The sequence below is a fragment of the Sphingopyxis sp. YR583 genome (genome assembly GCF_900108295.1).
Lineage (GTDB): Bacteria > Pseudomonadota > Alphaproteobacteria > Sphingomonadales > Sphingomonadaceae > Sphingopyxis.
Genome location: NZ_FNWK01000005.1, coordinates 160,520 through 177,853, shown reverse-complemented (window position 1 = coordinate 177,853; position 17,334 = coordinate 160,520). Strand labels below are relative to the sequence as shown.

General features: G+C 64.3%; 19 protein-coding genes. 7 read left to right on the top strand and 12 right to left on the bottom strand.

Going from position 1 to position 17,334, the window contains the following annotated elements; all coding sequences use genetic code 11:
* Positions 1–47: 47 nt before the first annotated feature.
* Positions 48–1,649 carry a lysine--tRNA ligase gene (locus BLW56_RS19790; protein ID WP_093512939.1) on the top strand — a complete coding sequence of 534 codons (1,602 nt, stop codon included), beginning with the start codon at positions 48–50 and terminating at the stop codon, positions 1,647–1,649.
* A complete protein-coding gene (locus BLW56_RS19785; protein ID WP_093512937.1) occupies positions 1,646–2,137 on the top strand; it encodes an asparaginase domain-containing protein in 492 nt (163 codons plus the stop codon). The genes BLW56_RS19790 and BLW56_RS19785 overlap by 4 nt, the downstream gene beginning before the upstream one ends.
* Here BLW56_RS19785 and BLW56_RS19780 read toward each other — a convergent pair whose 3' ends face one another.
* Positions 2,138–3,169: a fatty acid desaturase family protein gene (locus tag BLW56_RS19780; protein WP_093512935.1), complete on the bottom strand. Its 1,032-nt coding sequence runs from the start codon at positions 3,167–3,169 to the stop codon at positions 2,138–2,140. It lies immediately after the preceding gene.
* Positions 3,170–3,398: 229 nt separating this feature from the next.
* Here BLW56_RS19780 and BLW56_RS19775 point away from each other — a divergent pair, with 229 nt between their 5' ends.
* Positions 3,399–5,957, top strand: a complete 2,559-nt coding sequence (locus BLW56_RS19775) for an EAL domain-containing protein (protein ID WP_256203720.1) — start codon at positions 3,399–3,401, stop codon at positions 5,955–5,957.
* 7 nt (positions 5,958–5,964) lie between these two features.
* Here BLW56_RS19775 and BLW56_RS19770 read toward each other — a convergent pair whose 3' ends face one another.
* The 4 genes from BLW56_RS19770 to BLW56_RS19755 form a co-directional block, all read right to left on the bottom strand.
* Entirely contained in the window at positions 5,965–7,236 is a 1,272-nt protein-coding gene (locus BLW56_RS19770; protein WP_093512932.1) for a metal-dependent hydrolase family protein, read from the bottom strand.
* A gap of 149 nt (positions 7,237–7,385) precedes the next feature.
* The gene (locus BLW56_RS19765) at positions 7,386–8,384 is read right to left on the bottom strand and encodes an RcnB family protein (protein ID WP_256203719.1); all 999 of its coding nucleotides are present in this window, start codon (positions 8,382–8,384) and stop codon (positions 7,386–7,388) included.
* A gap of 133 nt (positions 8,385–8,517) precedes the next feature.
* Positions 8,518–9,063: a (2Fe-2S)-binding protein gene (locus BLW56_RS19760; protein ID WP_093512930.1), complete on the bottom strand. Its 546-nt coding sequence runs from the start codon at positions 9,061–9,063 to the stop codon at positions 8,518–8,520.
* A 27-nt stretch (positions 9,064–9,090) separates the two neighbouring features.
* Positions 9,091–9,855, bottom strand: a complete 765-nt coding sequence (locus tag BLW56_RS19755; protein ID WP_062181995.1) for a class II aldolase/adducin family protein — start codon at positions 9,853–9,855, stop codon at positions 9,091–9,093.
* A 278-nt stretch (positions 9,856–10,133) separates the two neighbouring features.
* Between BLW56_RS19755 and rpsU the strand changes: the two genes are divergently transcribed.
* Complete coding sequence (gene rpsU / locus BLW56_RS19750; protein ID WP_037510267.1) at positions 10,134–10,340, top strand: 30S ribosomal protein S21; 207 nt, start codon at positions 10,134–10,136, stop codon at positions 10,338–10,340.
* A 196-nt stretch (positions 10,341–10,536) separates the two neighbouring features.
* Here the strand turns inward: rpsU and BLW56_RS19745 are convergent, their stop codons facing one another.
* The 4 genes from BLW56_RS19745 to BLW56_RS19730 form a co-directional block, all read right to left on the bottom strand.
* Positions 10,537–11,508, bottom strand: coding sequence for an NAD(P)H-dependent flavin oxidoreductase (locus tag BLW56_RS19745; protein WP_093512929.1), 972 nt, complete (start codon positions 11,506–11,508; stop codon positions 10,537–10,539).
* An 82-nt stretch (positions 11,509–11,590) separates the two neighbouring features.
* Positions 11,591–12,238 (bottom strand): heme exporter protein CcmB, encoded by a 648-nt coding sequence (locus BLW56_RS19740; protein ID WP_093512927.1) that lies wholly within the window; start codon positions 12,236–12,238, stop codon positions 11,591–11,593.
* Entirely contained in the window at positions 12,235–12,819 is a 585-nt protein-coding gene (gene ccmA / locus BLW56_RS19735) for a heme ABC exporter ATP-binding protein CcmA (RefSeq protein WP_093513124.1), read from the bottom strand. The genes BLW56_RS19740 and ccmA overlap by 4 nt, the downstream gene beginning before the upstream one ends.
* 50 nt (positions 12,820–12,869) lie before the next feature.
* Positions 12,870–13,310 carry a metallopeptidase family protein gene (locus BLW56_RS19730; protein ID WP_093512926.1) on the bottom strand — a complete coding sequence of 147 codons (441 nt, stop codon included), beginning with the start codon at positions 13,308–13,310 and terminating at the stop codon, positions 12,870–12,872.
* A 51-nt stretch (positions 13,311–13,361) separates the two neighbouring features.
* On the opposite strand from BLW56_RS19730, the gene BLW56_RS19725 reads away from it, so the two are divergent.
* The 3 genes from BLW56_RS19725 (at position 13,362) to BLW56_RS19715 (ending at position 15,509) form a co-directional block, all read left to right on the top strand.
* On the top strand, positions 13,362–13,649 hold the full coding sequence (locus BLW56_RS19725) for a 4a-hydroxytetrahydrobiopterin dehydratase (RefSeq protein ID WP_093512924.1): 288 nt from the start codon (positions 13,362–13,364) through the stop codon (positions 13,647–13,649).
* A gap of 25 nt (positions 13,650–13,674) precedes the next feature.
* Positions 13,675–13,980, top strand: a complete 306-nt coding sequence (locus tag BLW56_RS19720; RefSeq protein ID WP_143043525.1) for a hypothetical protein — start codon at positions 13,675–13,677, stop codon at positions 13,978–13,980.
* Between the two features lie 128 nt (positions 13,981–14,108).
* Positions 14,109–15,509 carry an amino acid permease gene (locus BLW56_RS19715; RefSeq protein ID WP_093512920.1) on the top strand — a complete coding sequence of 467 codons (1,401 nt, stop codon included), beginning with the start codon at positions 14,109–14,111 and terminating at the stop codon, positions 15,507–15,509.
* A 9-nt stretch (positions 15,510–15,518) separates the two neighbouring features.
* On the opposite strand, the gene BLW56_RS19710 is transcribed toward BLW56_RS19715, so the two are convergent.
* From BLW56_RS19710 to BLW56_RS19700, 3 genes are all read right to left on the bottom strand, one after another.
* The gene (locus BLW56_RS19710) at positions 15,519–15,836 is read right to left on the bottom strand and encodes a DUF2218 domain-containing protein (protein ID WP_093512918.1); all 318 of its coding nucleotides are present in this window, start codon (positions 15,834–15,836) and stop codon (positions 15,519–15,521) included.
* Positions 15,836–16,444 carry a PadR family transcriptional regulator gene (locus BLW56_RS19705; RefSeq protein ID WP_256203718.1) on the bottom strand — a complete coding sequence of 203 codons (609 nt, stop codon included), beginning with the start codon at positions 16,442–16,444 and terminating at the stop codon, positions 15,836–15,838. The genes BLW56_RS19710 and BLW56_RS19705 overlap by 1 nt, the downstream gene beginning before the upstream one ends.
* A gap of 111 nt (positions 16,445–16,555) precedes the next feature.
* Positions 16,556–16,999, bottom strand: coding sequence for an acetyltransferase (locus BLW56_RS19700; RefSeq protein ID WP_093512915.1), 444 nt, complete (start codon positions 16,997–16,999; stop codon positions 16,556–16,558).
* Positions 17,000–17,334 lie beyond the last annotated feature (335 nt).

Here is a 17,334-nt window from a genome sequence, read left to right as displayed (position 1 = left end):
AGGCCCGTCTCCTTCCCATTCCCGCTTCTTGCCGCTATGGGCGCGGCATGACTGACTTGCATCTTCATCCTTCGCTGCGCGAACCCGCGCAAACGTCCAAGGCCTGGCCGTTCGAGGAAGCGCGCAAGCTGGTCAAACGCTATCCCGACGGCAAGCCCGGCGGCGAGGCGGTGATTTTCGAGACGGGCTATGGTCCCTCTGGACTGCCGCATATCGGCACCTTCAACGAAGTGCTCCGCACCACGATGGTCCGCCGCGCCTATGAGGCGCTGACCGGCGGCGCGCCGACGCGCCTCGTCGCGTTCAGCGACGATATGGACGGTCTCCGCAAGGTGCCCGACAATGTGCCGAACGGCGACATGCTTCGCGAATATCTGGGCAAGCCGCTGACCGACATTCCCGATCCGTTCGGCAAGTATGAGAGTTTTGCGCATCATAACAATGCGATGTTGCGCGAGTTTCTAGATCGGTTCGGCTTCGAATATGAGTTCGTCAGCTCGACCGAGCGTTACAAGGCGGGCGCGTTCGACGACGCGCTCAAGAATGTCCTGCGCCACAATCAGGACATCCTCGACATCATGCTGCCGACGCTGCGCGCCGAGCGCGCCGCGACCTATTCGCCGATCCTGCCGGTCAGCCCGAAGTCGGGCATCGTGCTGCAGGTGCCGGTAACGGTGGTCGATGCCGACGCGGGGCTGGTGTCGTTCGAGGACGAGGGCGAGACGATCACGCACAGCATCCTCGGCGGCGGTGCGAAGCTGCAATGGAAGGTCGACTGGGCGATGCGCTGGGTCGCGCTTGGCGTCGACTATGAAATGTACGGCAAGGATCTGACCGACAGCGGCGTCCAGTCGGGCAAGATCGCCAAGGCGCTCGGCGGGCGCAAGCCCGAGGGGCTGATCTACGAAATGTTCCTCGACGAAAAGGGCGAGAAGATTTCCAAGTCGAAGGGCAATGGCCTCTCGATCGAGGAATGGCTGCGCTATGGCAGCGAGGAAAGCCTGGCCTTTTTCGCTTTCCGCGAACCGAAGGCCGCGAAGCAGTTGCACATCGGCGTGGTGCCCAAGGCGGTTGACGAATATCTGCAGATGCGTGGCAATTATCCCGCGCAGGAAGGCGACAAGAAGCTCGGCAATCCCGTGCATCATGTCCATGTCGCGCGCGGGCAGGATGTGCCCGCGACGCAGCTGCCGGTGACCTTCGGGTTGCTGCTCAACCTCGTCGGGGTGATGGGCGCGGACGCGTCGAAGGAGCAGATCTGGCGTTACCTCGGCCAATATGTCGACGGCGCGGACGCGGCGACCTATCCCGAACTCGACGGGCTGATCGACAATGCGATGGCGTATAACCGCGACTATGTCGCGCCGACGCTGAACCGCCGCAAGCCGCAGGGCGGCGAGGGGGCGGCGCTGAAGGAACTCGACGACAAGCTCGCGGACTTGCCAGCCGACGCCTCGGCCGACGATATCCAGAATATCGTGTATGAGATCGGCAAGAACGAGGCCTATGGGTTCGAAAATCTGCGCGACTGGTTCAAGGCGCTCTACGAAACTTTGCTCGGATCGAGCGCGGGGCCGCGCATGGGCAGCTTCATCGCGCTGTTCGGGATCGACAACAGCCGGCGCCTGATCGCCGAGGCGCTGGCATGAGCGACGTCATCGACATCTTCACCACCGGCGGGACGATCGACAAAGTCTATTTCGACGCGCTTTCGGAATTCCAGATCGGCCCCGCAGCCATCCCCGACATGCTGCGCGAGAATAATGTCCACGTCCCGCACCGCGTCACCCAGTTGATGCGCAAGGACAGCCTCGAACTGGACGATGCCGACCGCGAGGCGATCCGTGCCGCGGTCGCCGCGAGCGATGCGTCACGCATCCTCGTCACCCACGGCACCGACACGATGGTCGTCACCGGCCGCGTATTGGCCGGGATTGCCGGCAAGACGATCGTGATGACGGGGGCGATGCAGCCCGCGTCGGTGCGTGCGAGCGATGCCGAATTCAACGTCGGCTTCGCGCTGGCGGCGGCGCAGACCTTGCCGCCGGGCGTCTATGTCGCGATGAACGGGATGATCTTCGACCCCGAAAAGACGGTCAAGGACCGCGCCGGCGCGCGTTTCGTTCAGGAGGGCTGATCAGCCTTTCGCGGTCACCTGCCGCAGCACAGCGGCATAGCCCGGCGCGATCGTCATCGCATCATGCTTGCCCGCGCGGCCAAGCGCGGCATGAACCTGCGGCAGCCGATAGCAGGGCACCCCCATGAACAGATGATGTTCGGCGTGATAATTCACCCAATATGGAGCAACCGTCGCGCGCGCCAGCCAGCCAGCATGGGTGGTCCGCGCATGGGTAAAGGGATCGTCGCTACCCGTCGTCGTACACGCATGCTCGGCAATGTTGCGGATACGCAGGTAAAGCTGGAAAGTCGTCGCGAGCCCCGCGAGCCAGAGCAGGTAAGGCGTCCAGCCATAGAATGCCAGCGACAGGCCGAGCAGCACCGCCTGCACCACCAGAAAACGTCCGACCGCGCGCGCCACCGCCGTCGCCCCTGCAATGTCGATCGTCGGTGACGTCATGCCGTCGTCGGACTGCTTGTTGAACGGCGTTCCGGCCTTCGTACTCGCGCCGCTTTTCTGGCCCTGCTCGCCGCGCAGCATTGCCTTCAATCCAACGAAAGCGAAGCCGAATTGCGCCATGCGCTGCTTGAAGAAGGTCTGCCCGGTCATGTCGCGCAGCACTTTGCGCCAAAGGCTGGCGCGCGTCGTAGGGAAGGGCTTGGACAGCGACAGATCGGGGTCTTCGGGCTGCTGGGTGAACTTGTGATGCTGCAGATGATAGGTGCGATAGGCGATCAGGTCCGATCCGACCGCGGCGCCGGTCAACCATTGGCCCAGGAAATTGTTGATTTTCCTGTTGGGATGGAGCGCGCCGTGGGCGGCATCGTGCATCAGGATCGCGAGGCCGAGCTGGCGTCCACCGACAACGATGATCGCGAGCAGCCAAGCGACAGGGTTCTGCGACCAGGCCGCGAGGCCGACGAGCGCGATGCTGACGATCCAGGCATGCGCGACCAGCCAGATCCCTTGCCAGGACGAAGCGCGCGTAATCGCCGACCATTCGGCACGGTCGAAGAAGCGGTCGGGCGGAAACAGGCGGACGGCGGGCATGACCCGGCTATAACAAGTTGCGAACCGAAACCAAACCCCTTCCGTTTTGGCACAGTAACGGGGACATTGAAGGCGATTTGGTAAGGATTTGGAAACCCCTCCCGGCCAGAGATTTGCCGCGATCAGACAAGCGGGGAATATCAGGAAATTGGGGGTTCGGCGTAACATCATCCGGGCGGGAGGAAGCGATTTGCCATCGGGCGACTCGCTGTTCGATTCGCCGGAATTTGTGACGCACCTGATGCGCGTGGCAAAGCTGTGGCATTATGTGCTGATCGGCCGGGTCCTTGCTTTTCTGACCTTCGCTTTCCTCCCGGGCATCGCCGGTTTCCTCGACCATCCATCGCACTGGCTCGTCATGGCGGCGGGGTTGCCATGCGACGTTGCGCTGACGGTGATCGGCCAGGCGATGCGGACATCGCGTCCGATCGCGCACAGTCGGGTGCGTCTGATGGCGATGCTGTGCATGGCGCTGATCGCGATCGGCACCTTGCTCAACGCGGCGGCGATGTTCGATGCGATCTCGATCCCCGACGGCAGCCTCCATTTCGATGCCTTCACGGCGATCCACATCGGCTCCCTCCTCGTCGCGGCGTCGGCGTGCGCGGTCGTCCGTCCCGCCTTTTTCGCTTTCGCCGGCGCAACGGCGCTGGGCGGCGCGATCGGCGTGGCATCCTGGCCGTTCGCGGTTGCCGGCCTAGTCTTCCTCGGCCTGCTGATCGTGATGATGCGCGAGGATGTACGGCATCAGCGCCGCGCCACGCGCGCGGCGCGCCTGAGCGTGAGTGAGCAGCAGCGCGCGCTGAACCTGATGCGCGATTTCGAACGCGCGGGGCGCGGCTGGTTCTGGGAAACCGATCGCGACGGTCATCTCGTCTATATCTCGCCGACGGTCGCGGCGCGGCTCGAACGCCCTCTCTCGGGCCTGATCGGCCATCCGTTCACCGACATCATCCGCAAACGGATCGGCAACGATGAAAGCGAAGAGCGGACGTTGGGCTTCAGCCTGTCGTCGCGCACGCCGTTCAAGGAGTTGACGGTACAGGCCGCGGTTGTCGGCGAGGAACGCTGGTGGTCGATATCGGGTCACCCGATCAGCAATGAACTCGGCAATTTTCAGGGGTTCCGCGGCAGCGGCACCGACCTCACCGACAAGAAAAGGTCGGAGCGCGAAATCAACCAGCTTGCCCGCTACGACACGCTCACCGGGCTGGCGAACCGGCGTCACATCACCGATCTGCTCGAACGCGCGCTCAAAAGCCATAGCGGCCAGCCGCAGCCGTGCGCGCTGCTGTTGATGGACCTCGACCGGTTTAAGGCGGTCAACGATACGCTCGGCCATCCGGTTGGCGATCAGTTGTTGCAGCAGGTTGCCGGCCGGCTGACGCAGATCGTCGGCGACAAGGGACAGGTCGGCCGGCTCGGCGGCGACGAGTTCCAGATCGTCGTCCCGCAGATGAGCCAGCCCGAAAAGCTGGCGGGCATCGCCAATGCGATCATCCTGAGCCTCGCCAAGCCGTTCGCGATCGAGGGCGAACAGGTCCGCATCGGCTCGTCGATCGGCATTGCGGTATCGGACGGGCAGGGCGCGACCGGATCGGCTCTGGTGCGCAACGCCGACCTCGCGCTTTATGCGGCGAAGGACGCGGGGCGCGGCGTCTATCGTTTCTATGCCGACGCGATGCACAATCAGGCGAGCGAACGGAAAGCGATCGAGGATGCCTTGCGCGATGCGCTCGCCAAAGACGAGCTGAGGCTGCTTTACCAGCCGATCGTCGATGTCGGGAGCGAACGGATCACCGGATTCGAAGCGTTGATCCGCTGGCACCACGCGACCGATGGCCTGATCAGCCCGTCGAAATTCATTCCGATTGCCGAGGAATCGAACCTCATCGTGCCGATCGGCGAATGGATCATCCGGTCGGCCTGCGCCGCGATCGCGCATCTTGGCCCCGGCTACCGCGTCGCGGTCAACGTTTCGCCGCGCCAGTTCGCCAATGAAAAACTGCCCACGACGATCATGAGCGCCGTGTCGGCGGCAGGTATCCGCCCCGAACAGCTAGAGCTCGAAATTACAGAGGGTGTTTTCCTCGACGAGAGCCCCGAAAATCTCGCCATGTTCCAGAAGCTGAAGCGGACCGGCGTCCGGCTTGCGCTCGACGATTTCGGCACCGGCTATTCGGCGCTCGGCTATCTCAAAAAGGCGCCGTTCGACAAGATCAAGATCGACCAGAGCTTCGTCCTTGGCGCTGCCGATCCCAGCAGCATGAATGCGGCAATCATCTCGTCGATCGTCGGGCTCGCCACGGCGCTCAACATGGAAACGACCGCCGAGGGTGTCGAAACGCACGACGACCTCGCGCTGATCCGCGGGCTCGGGTGCAGTCATGTACAGGGCTATATCTATGGCAAACCGATGGATCTGGTCGAGGTGCTGGCGCTGCTTCGCGACGGCGGCGGGCGCGTCGAGGCGAAGGGGTATAAGAGCGCGCGCGAGTCGCGGCTTACCATCTTTCGCACGATCCAGGTCGGCAGCGGCGGGCATCGATATGAGGGGATCGTCCGCAACATATCGTCGCGCGGAGCGCTGATCGAGGGGCTATGGAACGTCCCGCCGGGGACGCCGCTGACGCTCGAATTCGGTCCCGACCAGACCGTCGATGCGGAAGCTCGCTGGTCGGCGGGCAACCGCGTCGGGGTCAAATTCTCCGAAGCGATCGAGTTCGACGCGCTGATCGGCTCGAAGGCCACCACGCCGGCGCGGGGACGGATCCGCCGCGCCGCGTGACGATACATCAGTTGGCGATGCGGCCGCGCGCCATCACCCAGTCGACCTTTTCCAGCACCGTCACGTCGCTCAGCGGATCGCCGCTGACCGCGATCATGTCGGCCGACATGCCGGGCGCGATCCGGCCGATTTCGCTTTCGAGCGACAAGAGCGTTGCTGCAACCGTCGTTGCGCTCGCCAGTGCCTCGCGCGGTGTCAGCCCATATTTGACCAGCAGCGCAAATTCGCCGCCGTTGCGGCCATGTTCGAAGACACCGGCGTCGGTGCCGAACGCAATCGGCACGCCCAGCGCTTTGGCGCGGGTCACGGCCTTGCCGACGTCGTTCAGGGTCATGCGCACCTTGTTCTCGACCGTCGGCGTATAGATGCCCTTGCCGAGCCTTTCGCGGATGCCCTCGAATGCCATCAGCGTCGGAACGAGATATGTACCCTTGGCCTTCATAACCTGAAGCGTCGCATCGTCGGCGAAGGTGCCGTGCTCGATGCTGTCGATGCCGGCGGCGGCGGACGAGGTGATCCCGCCTGCGCCATGCGCATGCGCCATGACCTTCAGGCCCAGTGAGTGGGCGGTGTCGGCGATGCTCTGCAGTTCGGGGCTGGTGAAATGGCCTTCGAGCCCGCGGGCCTGCTGCGACAGAACGCCGCCGGTTGCGGTGATCTTGATGACGTCGGCGCCGGCGCGCGATGCCTTGCGTACCTTTTCAGCGCACTCGACCGCGCCGGTGCAGGTATAGCCTTCATCGAGAACGGCATGGATATCCTCGCGAAAGCCCGTCACGTCGCCATGCCCGCCGATGATCGACAGCGCGGGCCCCGCAGCGACGATACGCGGACCTTCGATAAAGCCGTTCGCCGTGCCGCGGCGGAGCGAGAAGGCCGTATATTGCGCCGACCCTGCCTCGCGCACCGTCGTGAAGCCGGCGCGCAGCGTGATCGAGGCATTTTTGGCGCCGACGACGACCCCCCATTCATCGGGGTCGACCGTCGCTGCGCGATAATCGTCGCCGGGGTCGCCGGTCAGGTGGACGTGAAGGTCGATGAGGCCGGGGAGAAGGGTCTTGTCGCCGAGGTCGACGACTTCGGCGCCTGCGGGCGCTTCGGTCCGGCCGGGAGCGATCGAGGTGATACGGTCGTCGGTAATCGTGACGGTCGAGGGGCCCTGCGCGGGCTTGCTGGCGTCGGTGATGACGCGGCCCGCATAGATGACGGTCGTTTTCGCATAGGCCGTAGTGCCGAGCAACGCGAGCGTCGCGGCTGCGACCATTCCCAGTTTACGCATGAAGTCTCCCCTGTTTGATTGCGCCACCGTGGCGCGGCGAACGGGGCAGGGCAAGCGCATAAAAGAGGGATCGGCGAACCGGCCGCGTTCAAAAAAAGGGGCCGGTCGAGCCGGCCCCTCAGTTTGTCATCTGATAACCGAAAGGAATATTACCAGAAGAAATCATAGACTACGTCGATCACTTCGCCCGAATAGGTGTCGACCAGAAGCGCGTCGTTATAATAGCGGATCCAGCGCGTGCCACCATAGGCGGGCGGCAGGCGGTAATAGCTGGGATCGTTGATCCAGTAGCGCGAGCTATAGAAAAGCGAATTCAGGCTGAAACCGATGCTGAAGCGCGTGTAGCCATAGCCGCGATACGGGTTGTAATAGCGGGGAAGGCGATAATAGTTGCGGTTCCGGTCGCGATAGCTCCGCCAGTCGTAGCGACGATCGCTGCGCCAGTCGCGATTCCAGCGGCTATTGTTGCGATCCCAGCGGTCGTTGCGCCCGTCGCGATAGCGGCGGTCGACATAACCGTTGCGGTTGCGGTCGTACCGCCGGTCGACGCGATTATTGTCGTTGCGGTCCCAGCGGCGATCGAGGTCGCCATTCCGGTTGCGATCGTAACGCCGGTCAACCTGACCATTGCGGTTGCGATCCCACTGACGATCGACCTGGCCGTCGCGATTGCGGTCCCACTGCCGGTCGGTGCGACCGTCGCGGTTGCGGTCATAAGCGCCGCCGCGCTGGCGCTGTTCGGCCTGCCGCTGCTGCCATTGCTGGCGCTGGGCTTCGTTCCCGCGCTGCTGCTGCCATTGCTGGCGTTGGGCCTGTCGCTGCGCGTCGTCTCCACGCTGCTGTTGCCACTGCTGACGCTGGGCTTGCCGCTGCTGGTCATTGCCGCGTTGCTGCCATTGCTGCTGGCGCATTTCGCCGCGCTGCTGCTGGCGCGGGGCTTGCTGCGGCTGGCTTTGCTGGCGCTCGGGCCGGGCCTGACCGCTCCAGTTTCCGCCACCGCGGCGTGCTTCGGGGCCGCGTGGTCCGCGATCCCCACGGTCGCCGCGCTGTGCGATCTGCACCCGTTCGCCCGACGCCTGTGCGGCGGCGGGCGCGATCGGGGTCAGGATCGTTGCAGCGATCAGCAACCCTCCGAACATCTTCTTCATCTCGCCATTCTCCAACTCATGTCCCGTTTGCTGGAGACGCCAGCCGGGATGATGAATCGATTCTTACGCTCCGCAAGATGATCGGCTGCTGACCGCGTTGTTGCCTGCGGTTCAGCTAGATGAACAGTGCCGTTCAGCGGCCGGGCGGCAGGCGGAGCGCCGGGACCGCCTGCGCCGCATCTTCGGGACGGATGCCGGGCGGCGGCGCGGCGGCAATGCGCTCCTCGCCACGGATTACGCGGCCCGCAAGGCGGATGGCGGTGCGGATGCGCGGATAGGTGCCGCAACGGCAGATATTGGTCATCGCCGCGTCGATTTCGGCGTCGCTCGGATTGCTGTTCGACCGGAGCAGCGACGCGGCCGCCATGATCATTCCCGACTGGCAAAAGCCGCATTGCGGGACCTGCTCGGCGACCCACGCCTGCTGCACCGGGTGGCTGCGGTCGCGCGCGAGCCCTTCGATCGTCGTGACGAAACGGCCCTCGCACTCGGCAATGGTGACCATGCAGCTGCGAATCGCCTCGCCATCGATGTCGACGGTGCACGCGCCGCATTCGCCGGTGCCGCAGCCATATTTGGTCCCCGTCAGGTTCGACGCGTCGCGCAGCGCCCACAGCAGGGGCGTTTCGGGTTCCATGCGATATTCGACCGGGCGGTCGTTGACCGAGAATCGTGTCATGCCGCCCCTGTTAGCGCAGCAGCGGGATTAGTCACGCCAGCTCGTGTCGATCTTGTCGACCTTGCGCACCATCGCGTCGAACTCGGCCTTGCCCGCCTGTCCGGGGATGGAGGCCATGAACAGGTCGCGCTGGTGGACCGCGATCACCTCTTGCGGGACGGTGATCGGCTTGCCCATGCTCATCGTCGCCATCTGGATCTCGCACGCGCGCTGGAGCGCCCAATATTTGATGAAGGCTTCGGTCAGCGTCTTGCCCATCACGACGGGGCCGTGGTTCTTGAGCATCAGGATGCGCTTGTCGCCGAGATTCTGGACCAGCCGCTCGCCTTCTTCCTCGCGCACAGTGACGCCTTCGAAATCATGATAGGCGAGCTGGCCGGCGAAGTTGCAGGCGTAGAAATTGACCGGCTGCAGTCCGCCTTCGAGCGCGCAGACCGCGACCGTCGCGGTCGTGTGCGTGTGGATGATCGCATGCGCGTCGGGCAGGACGCGGTGGAACAGGCTGTGCTGGACGAAGCCCGCCTTGTTGACATGCCAGGGATTGTCCTCGTCGACCTTGTTGCCGTCGATGTCGATCTTGATCAGCGTCGAGGCGGTCACTTCGCTGAAATGCATGCCATAGGGGTTGATGAGGTAGCTGCCCTCCTCGTCGGGCACCTTCACCGTGATATGGTTGAAGATCATCTCGTCCCAGCCCATCATCGCGAAGATGCGGTAGCAGGCGGCAAGCTCCTGCCGCGCCGTCCATTCGGCTTCGCTATATTTGCTGTTGCGCTTGAGCTGGGTCGCCATCTGCCTGTCCCTCATTATGATGTTAGTTTCGTCCTGCTACCTATGCCATAAGGATGGGGCGCGGCACAATCCCGCGAGCGGGCAGGGCGGTCTCGCGGCACGGCGGGTGCGGTTTGCCGCGTTGGGGCTTGCATTTCGACGCGAATCTCTCTAGTTGGCGCAGCATCGGAACGTCGCGTGATCGCGGCGCTCTTTTTATTGCCCGAATATCGGCGATTTACGGCAAACCGGTTTCCCGGTGCCTCGATCGTTTTGACGAACAGGAGACGACACGGCGTATGCAGATCATCGTTCGCGACAATAATGTCGACCAGGCCCTTCGCGCGCTCAAGAAGAAGCTGCAGCGTGAGGGCGTGTATCGCGAAATGAAGCTGCGCCGTCATTACGAGAAGCCCAGCGAAAAGCGTGCGCGTGAGCATGCTGCCGCCGTCCGCCGCGCCCGCAAGATGGAGCGCAAGCGGATGGAGCGCGACGGGATCAAGTAAGACCCGTTTCCCGTTCGGGATCCAGTTCGTGAAAAAGGCGCTGCGAGCAATCGCGGCGCCTTTTTTCGTTACAGCGGGTCGGAAACTGCGGGGAACCGCCTTCCTTCTCCCCTCCCGCGGATGAGAGGGGGGATTGAAAGCTCATTCTGTCGGGCCGGGATCGCCGACCGTTGGGTCGGCGACATGGGCGTGCGGTTTACAGCCGAACCTTGGCTTCGAGTTCGCGGCGCGCGGCGAGATATTGCGCCTCCAGTTCGCCGACGAACTCGGCGACCGGGCGAACGGCGGTGACGGGGCCGATGCCCTGGCCCGAACCCCAGATGTCCTTCCACGCCTTGGCCTTGGTATTGCCGCCCGATCCGAAGTTCATCGTCTTGAGGTCGCCTTCGGGCAGATTGTCGGGGTCCATCCCGGCCGAGACGATCGACTGGCGCAGATAGTTTCCATGCACGCCGGTGAAAAGGTTCGAATAGACGATGTCCGCGGCGCGCCCTTCGACGATGCCGCTCTTGTAACCTTCGTCGGCATTGGCTTCTGCGGTCGCGATGAAGGCGCTGCCGATATAGGCGAGGTCGGCGCCGCACGCCTGCGCGGCGAGGATCGAGCGGCCGTGGCCGATCGCGCCCGACAGCGCGACGGGGCCGTCGAACCATTCGCGAATTTCCTGCACCAGCGCAAAGGGCGACTGGCGGCCGGCATGGCCCCCGGCACCCGCGGCGACGGGGATCAGGCCGTCCGCGCCCTTTTCTACTGCCTTGCGTGCGAAACGGTCGTCGATGACATCGTGCAGCGTAATGCCGCCCCAGCCATGCACGGCCTGGTTGAGTTCCTCGCGCGCGCCGAGCGACGTGATCGTGATCGGCACCTTCCACTTGGCGCAGGTCGCAATGTCCTGCTCCAGCCGGTCGTTCGATTTATGGACGATCTGGTTGACCGCATAGGGGGCGGAGAGCCGGTCGGGATTGTCGCGGTCCCAGGCCGCAAGCTCTTCGGTAATCTGGTGCAGCCATTCGTCGAGCAGCGATTGCGGGCGCGCGTTGAGCGCGGGGAAGCTGCCGACGACACCGGCCTTGCACTGCGCAATGACGAGTTCGGGCCCTGATACGATGAACAGCGGCGAACCGATGACGGGCAAGCGCAGGCGGTCGAAAATCGGGGGAAGGGCCATGAATCAGTCTCTCCGGTTGCTGTTTGAAACTGACCTTAACGTAAACGGAAGGTAGCGCAAGATGCTCAGTCGTGGGCGGGCGTCATTCGCGCAGCCCGCGGAGCGCCGCGCCCGCCGCGAATGGCCCGATCACGGTGAGGAGCAGGCTGGTCGCCGCCAGCAGCTTGATCGCCCCGCGTCCCGATGGATCGAGCATTCCGGCACCGAAGATCAGCATCGGTACTGCGAGCGGGAGGATCAGCAGGCCGCCGATCGCGCTGCCGCCCTTGTGATTTGCGGTCAGCGCCGCGCTCAGAACGGCGAGCGACGCAAGCGCCGGAACGGCAACGGCGATGCCCGTCGCGAGCAGTCCGGTCCGTGCCGCATCCTGTGCCAGCAACGCCGATGCCGGGAAAAGGGCGATCATCAGCGGCAGCCCGAAACCGATGGCATGCGCGGCGATCTTGACCGCCGCGATAACTTCGTCGGCGAAGCCCCGCACGGCGAGTTGGTCGAGCACTCCGGCATCCTTGTCGGGCTTTACCAGCCGGTCGATCGGGAGCAGCGCCGCGAGCAGGGCGGCGACCCACAGCATCCCGCCACCCGCGCGGCGCAGCAGCGGCGCGTCGGGGCCAACGGCAAAGGGAAAGGCGGTCGCGACGAGCAGGAAGAAAAGCACGGGTAGCCACAGTGCGCCGCTGCCCCATGCCCGCCGCAGGTCGCGCCAGAAAAGAGCGATGAGCGCAGTCAAGCGCGTGCGCCCATATCGAGTTCGCCAAGATCGGCTATTCCGAGCGCGAAGTGCGAGGCCAGCAGCACCGCGCCGCCATTCGCGCGATGCTTTGCAATCGCCGCGACCAGCCGCGCCTGCGCCGCATCGTCCATGCCGTTCGCGGGCTCGTCGAGCAGCCAGATCGGCGCACCGCTGGCGATCACGCGCACCATCGCCGCACGCTTGCGCTGACCGGTCGAAAGCATCGCCACCGGAACCTCGGCAAGCGGCGCCAACGCCATCTCGTCCATCGCGCGGTCGACCATGTGTCCATCGACAGTATCGACCCGCGCCCAGAAATCGAGCGCGCGGCGCAGCGGCAGTTCGGTGTCGAGCGCCGCCGCCTCGTCGATCAGGGCGACACGTTCGTGGCGCTGGACGGTCCCCGCCTCGGGGCGCAGCAGTCCGGCGGCAAGACGGATCAGGCTCGATTTGCCGGCACCATTGGGGCCGCGCAGCCACAGAGCGTCGCCGCGCTTCAACACCAGCGACAGATTCTCGAAGAGCAGCCGGTCGCCGCGAATGCACGCCACGCTGTCGAGCCGCAGCAGTTCGGTCACGCCCCCCGCGCGCGGAGGCGCGCTCACGTCCCCCGCGCGCGAAGGCGCGCTCACGTCATCGCCTCGAGCGCGTGCATATCGTCGTCGGAAAAGCCGAAATGGTGCCCGATTTCGTGGATCAGCACATGGCGGACCAGTGTGTCGAGCCGTTCGCCCGTCTCGATCCATTCGACGAGGATCGGAATGCGATAGAGGGTGACGCGATCGGGCATCCCTCCGCTCTCGCCGATGCTCCGCTCGGTCAGCGGGCGGCCTTCGTAGAGGCCGGTGAGGTCATAGGGGTGTTCGATATCCAGCGACGCGAGAATCTCGTCGTCGGCAAATTCCTCGATCGAGACGACGACCCCCTCGATATGCGGCAGAAAGACCGCGGGCATCGTCGCCAACGCCGCCTCGGCCATCGCGAACAGCGCATCGGTGTCGGGCGCGCCGCCGGTCCATCCGCCGGGAAGTTCGGGGGTCAAATCGGGCAGGGCACTCTTGTCGCTCATCGCGCCCTTCCTTATGGCGGCCGCACGATATTGACCAGCGGGAGAAAGAAGATGGTCCAGAAACTAGACGATGCGGCGCGCACCGCCCTTCTCGCCCGCTTTCCCGAATGGGGCCACGAGCCGAAACGCGACGCGATCACGCGGCAATTCCGGTTCGAAGATTTCGCTCAGGCATTCGGGTTCATGGCGAGCGTCGCCATCATCGCCGAAAAGATGGACCATCATCCCGAATGGTCGAACGTCTATAATAGCGTCGATATCCTGCTCACGACGCACGACGCCGACGGATTGTCGGAGCGTGACGCGAAACTTGCCGAAGCGATCGAAGCGCTGCTCTGACAGCTTACGACCGATTGCGGACATTGTGGAGCGGCCGATCAAGCGCTATCGCTGTGCTGTGGCGAAAAGATTTACCATCAACGAGTTGGAGCCCGTCGCGCGCGAGGCAACTCGCAAGGCTCTTGAAGGCGTGCAGAAGAGCTTCGACCTATTTCAGAACGACCCAAACCTCACTCTAGGCACGATCGTCGAGGACGACGTCGCGACTTTCCAGCTTTATTTGGCAGGTGCCACTCCTGCTGATGCTGTTGTGCTCACGGCCGCCAGAGTTTCGCGCGAGACCGGAAAGCTGCTGGGCGTCGAAATCTGCTTCGAAGATCCCGCTGCATAACACCTCAGTCCGCTCCCCACCCCAAAACGGCCTTTCCCGTCGATCTTGATCGTACGTGCCTTGCGCTGCCGCCCGACACCCTTACAAGCGGCGCAAACCACAGTATGACGCCCCAGGGAGCCTACCGCATGACCGACAGCCTGTTCCGCCGCAAACCGATTGTTCCGGAACGGCGGGAGGGCGAGCAGACGTTGGCGCGGACCCTCGGGTGGCCGCATCTGATTGCGCTCGGTGTCGGGGCGATCGTCGGCACGGGAATTCTGACGCTGATCGGCGTCGGCGCCGACAAGGCGGGCCCGGCGGTCATCCTGTCCTTCGGTATCGCGGGGCTGATCTGCGCCTGCGCTGCGCTCGCCTATGCCGAAATGGCGACGATGATCCCCGCCTCTGGCAGCGCCTATACCTACTCCTACGTCGTGATCGGCGAGCTGCTCGCGTGGATCGTCGGGTGGAGCCTGATCCTCGAATATTCGCTCGTGGTCAGCGCGGTCGCCGTCGGCTGGTCGGGCTATGCCGCTCCCTTGCTGGAAGCTTGGGCGGGCTTTCCGATGGCGCTGATGCAGGGCCCCGAACTCGGCGGCATCGTCAACCTGCCGGCGATCGCGATCATTGCGGTCGTCGCGGGGCTGCTGCTCGTCGGCACGCGCGAAAGCGCAACGCTCAACGCGATCCTCGTGCTGGTGAAGGTCGTTGCGCTCGTCGTGTTCGTCGCGGTCGCGCTTCCCGCCTTCAACGCCGCCAATCTCGAACCCTTCAGCCCCTATGGCTTTCCCAAACATATCGGGCCCGACGGCGTCGAACGCGGCGTGATGGCTGCGGCGGCGATCATCTTCTTCGCCTTTTACGGATTCGATGCGATCGCGACCGCGGCCGAGGAAGCGAAAAACCCCGATCGCGACCTCAAGATCGGGATCGTCGGATCGATGTTCGCCTGCGTCGTCATCTATGTCGGCGTCGCGGTCGCCGCCGTGGGCGCGATCGCCTACACCCGCTTCGCCAACAGCCCCGAGCCGCTGGCGCTGATCCTGCGCGAACTCGGCAGTCCGCTCGCGGCGCAATATCTTGCGGTATCGGCGATCATCGCGCTGCTGACGGTGATCCTCGCCTTCTTCTATGGTCAGAGCCGCATCTTCTTCACGATGGCGCGCGACGGATTGCTGCCCGCGAGCCTCGCCAAGCTGTCGTCACGCGGGACGCCGGTGCGGATCACCATCTTTACCGCGCTCGTCGTCGCGGTGCTCGCGGGCTTCATCCCGCTCGGCGAGCTGGCGGCGCTCGCCAATGCCGGCACGCTGGCGGCGTTCACCGCGGTCTCGATCTGCATGCTGATCATGCGCCGCCGCGCGCCCGATGCTCCGCGCACCTTCCGCACGCCGCTGCCGTGGGTCGTCGGCGGCATCGCGGTGCTCGGCTGCATCTACCTCTTCTTCAGCCTGCCTGCGCAGACCCAGCTCTGGTTCCTTGTCTGGAATGTCGGCGGACTAGGCGTCTATTTCCTCTACGCCCGCCGGCACGCCGTCGTCGGCTGACGAGGAGGGCTACACGGCCTGCCAATCGAAGCGCAAAGGCGCCTCGCGAAACGCGAAGCGGTCGAGGTGCCGTGCGACGACGCCCTTCATCGCTTCGACATGCTCGTCGCTGCTCGCATCGATGCGGACCGACAATGCGTCGGCGCCCGCATCGAAGGTCACGAGCGCGTCGCCCGCCCAGGTGGCGCCGCGCGCATCCTTGGGAAAGGTCACGGTGCCATGCTCGGGGGTGAATTCGACCGCGAGGTTATGCTGCCAGTGCTTGCAGAGTTGCTGGAGATATTTGCTCGCGTGCGCGGTGGGGGTGTTGGCGATCGCACTCGTCATCACAGGCGCTCGATCTTCTGTGCAGCCTCGTCAATCAGCGCGACGATATCGTGCAACTTGTCGGCGCCCAGATCGCGGTCGCCGAGCCGGTTCATCAGAACCTGTCGCAGGTTGCCCATGGCGCGGCGGACCGAGGCCGAGTCGGTGCGCTGCGTCTCTTCGCCGACCGCGCTCAGCCGGGCGATGGCAACTTCCACGATCTCGCTGTTGGTTTCGAGTTCGGCGCGGCCGGTGTCGGTGATCGCGAACAGCTTCTTTGCGCCGTCGCTTTGCTGTGCTTCGATCAGGCCCATGTCGTCGAGCATTGTCAGCGTCGGATAGATCACGCCGGGGCTCGGCGCATAGCTACCGCCGGTGAGTTCCTCGATATGGCGGATGAGGTCATAGCCGTGGCGCGGCTCGTCGGCGATCAGCTTCAAAAGCACGAGCCGCAGCTCGCCGCCATCGAACATCCGGCGGCGTTCGCCGCGCTCGCCCCGTCCGCCGCCACCGCGCCGGCCGCCGCCGAAGCCATGTCCGAATCCGTGCCCGAAACCGCGTCCGCCGCCGCGGTGCATCGCATGCCGCCCGCCGCAGCCGCGACCTTCCATTTTCGCATAAAAAATCATCACATATTCCTTAGAGTGATTCTAGATGCGTCTAAGATATATCTTAATACGAACTTTGCAAGGGGCCGATGTCGCGCTGCGCGACACTTTCGCCAACTTCCGCCGTTCAGGTCAGATTTGCGAACCGAAGCGCAGATGAATCAGGGGATAGGCGCGGCCTTGCCCGTCGAACTCCGACCGGCCGACGGCGACGAAGCCCAATCGCTCGTAAAAGCCGACAGCCTGTTCATTCTGCTCGTTCACTTCGGTCGTGAGCACCGGATGGCGTTCCAGTGCATGTGCGACAAGCGCGCGCCCAACTCCTGCTCCGTGATGGGCGGGATCAATGAACAAGGCTTCCATGCTCGATCCGTCGAGCAGCATGAAGCCGACCGGCCGGTCGGTCGAATCGACCGCAAGCCAGAACGGGGCGGCGGGCAGGAAGGAGCGGACTTCGGCTTCGATCGCCACGCGATCGTCGGCGCTCAGAAAGTCGTGCGTCGCATCGACGGCGTCGCACCAGATCTGGACGGCGCGTTCGCCATCGGCGGGCGTCGATTGTCGGATATGGACCATCGCCGGACCTTTAGTTGTCGCGGGCATTTGCGCCAAGCCGGAAATGACTGGAAATCCGCTATCGGCCTTGACTCTCCGGCCATCGACGCTATTAGCGCCCCCGTGTTGTCCGGGCTCCGGCTCTGGCAATTCCGTCCGAGACAGTTGGTGAAGGGGATTTGCCCTTCTTAATTTCCAGCCGAGACGGGGAACAGTCTTTTTCGGTCGCCCGCCTGTATTCAGGCGACGCGTCTTGACCGACCCCATCGGACATCGTTGCGCAAATGCTGGTGAGCCTTGGCTCGCGTCTGTCTTTGCGTGTGTTAGCCGCCCGGCGGCGCGTGCGTTTCGGCGCC

Bases quoted from the DNA above. Each gene is read 5' to 3' on its own strand.
- BLW56_RS19790 (WP_093512939.1), top strand. From the start codon at position 48: ATGACTGACTTGCATCTTCATCCTTCGCTGCGCGAACCCGCGCAAACG.
- BLW56_RS19785 (WP_093512937.1), top strand. From the start codon at position 1,646: ATGAGCGACGTCATCGACATCTTCACCACCGGCGGGACGATCGACAAA.
- BLW56_RS19780 (WP_093512935.1), bottom strand. From the start codon at position 3,169: ATGCCCGCCGTCCGCCTGTTTCCGCCCGACCGCTTCTTCGACCGTGCC.
- BLW56_RS19770 (WP_093512932.1), bottom strand. From the start codon at position 7,236: ATGCGTAAACTGGGAATGGTCGCAGCCGCGACGCTCGCGTTGCTCGGC.
- BLW56_RS19765 (WP_256203719.1), bottom strand. From the start codon at position 8,384: ATGAAGAAGATGTTCGGAGGGTTGCTGATCGCTGCAACGATCCTGACC.
- BLW56_RS19760 (WP_093512930.1), bottom strand. From the start codon at position 9,063: ATGACACGATTCTCGGTCAACGACCGCCCGGTCGAATATCGCATGGAA.
- BLW56_RS19755 (WP_062181995.1), bottom strand. From the start codon at position 9,855: ATGGCGACCCAGCTCAAGCGCAACAGCAAATATAGCGAAGCCGAATGG.
- rpsU (WP_037510267.1), top strand. From the start codon at position 10,134: ATGCAGATCATCGTTCGCGACAATAATGTCGACCAGGCCCTTCGCGCG.
- BLW56_RS19745 (WP_093512929.1), bottom strand. From the start codon at position 11,508: ATGGCCCTTCCCCCGATTTTCGACCGCCTGCGCTTGCCCGTCATCGGT.
- BLW56_RS19730 (WP_093512926.1), bottom strand. From the start codon at position 13,310: ATGAGCGACAAGAGTGCCCTGCCCGATTTGACCCCCGAACTTCCCGGC.
- BLW56_RS19725 (WP_093512924.1), top strand. From the start codon at position 13,362: ATGGTCCAGAAACTAGACGATGCGGCGCGCACCGCCCTTCTCGCCCGC.
- BLW56_RS19715 (WP_093512920.1), top strand. From the start codon at position 14,109: ATGACCGACAGCCTGTTCCGCCGCAAACCGATTGTTCCGGAACGGCGG.
- BLW56_RS19710 (WP_093512918.1), bottom strand. From the start codon at position 15,836: ATGACGAGTGCGATCGCCAACACCCCCACCGCGCACGCGAGCAAATAT.
- BLW56_RS19705 (WP_256203718.1), bottom strand. From the start codon at position 16,444: ATGATTTTTTATGCGAAAATGGAAGGTCGCGGCTGCGGCGGGCGGCAT.
- BLW56_RS19700 (WP_093512915.1), bottom strand. From the start codon at position 16,999: ATGGTCCATATCCGACAATCGACGCCCGCCGATGGCGAACGCGCCGTC.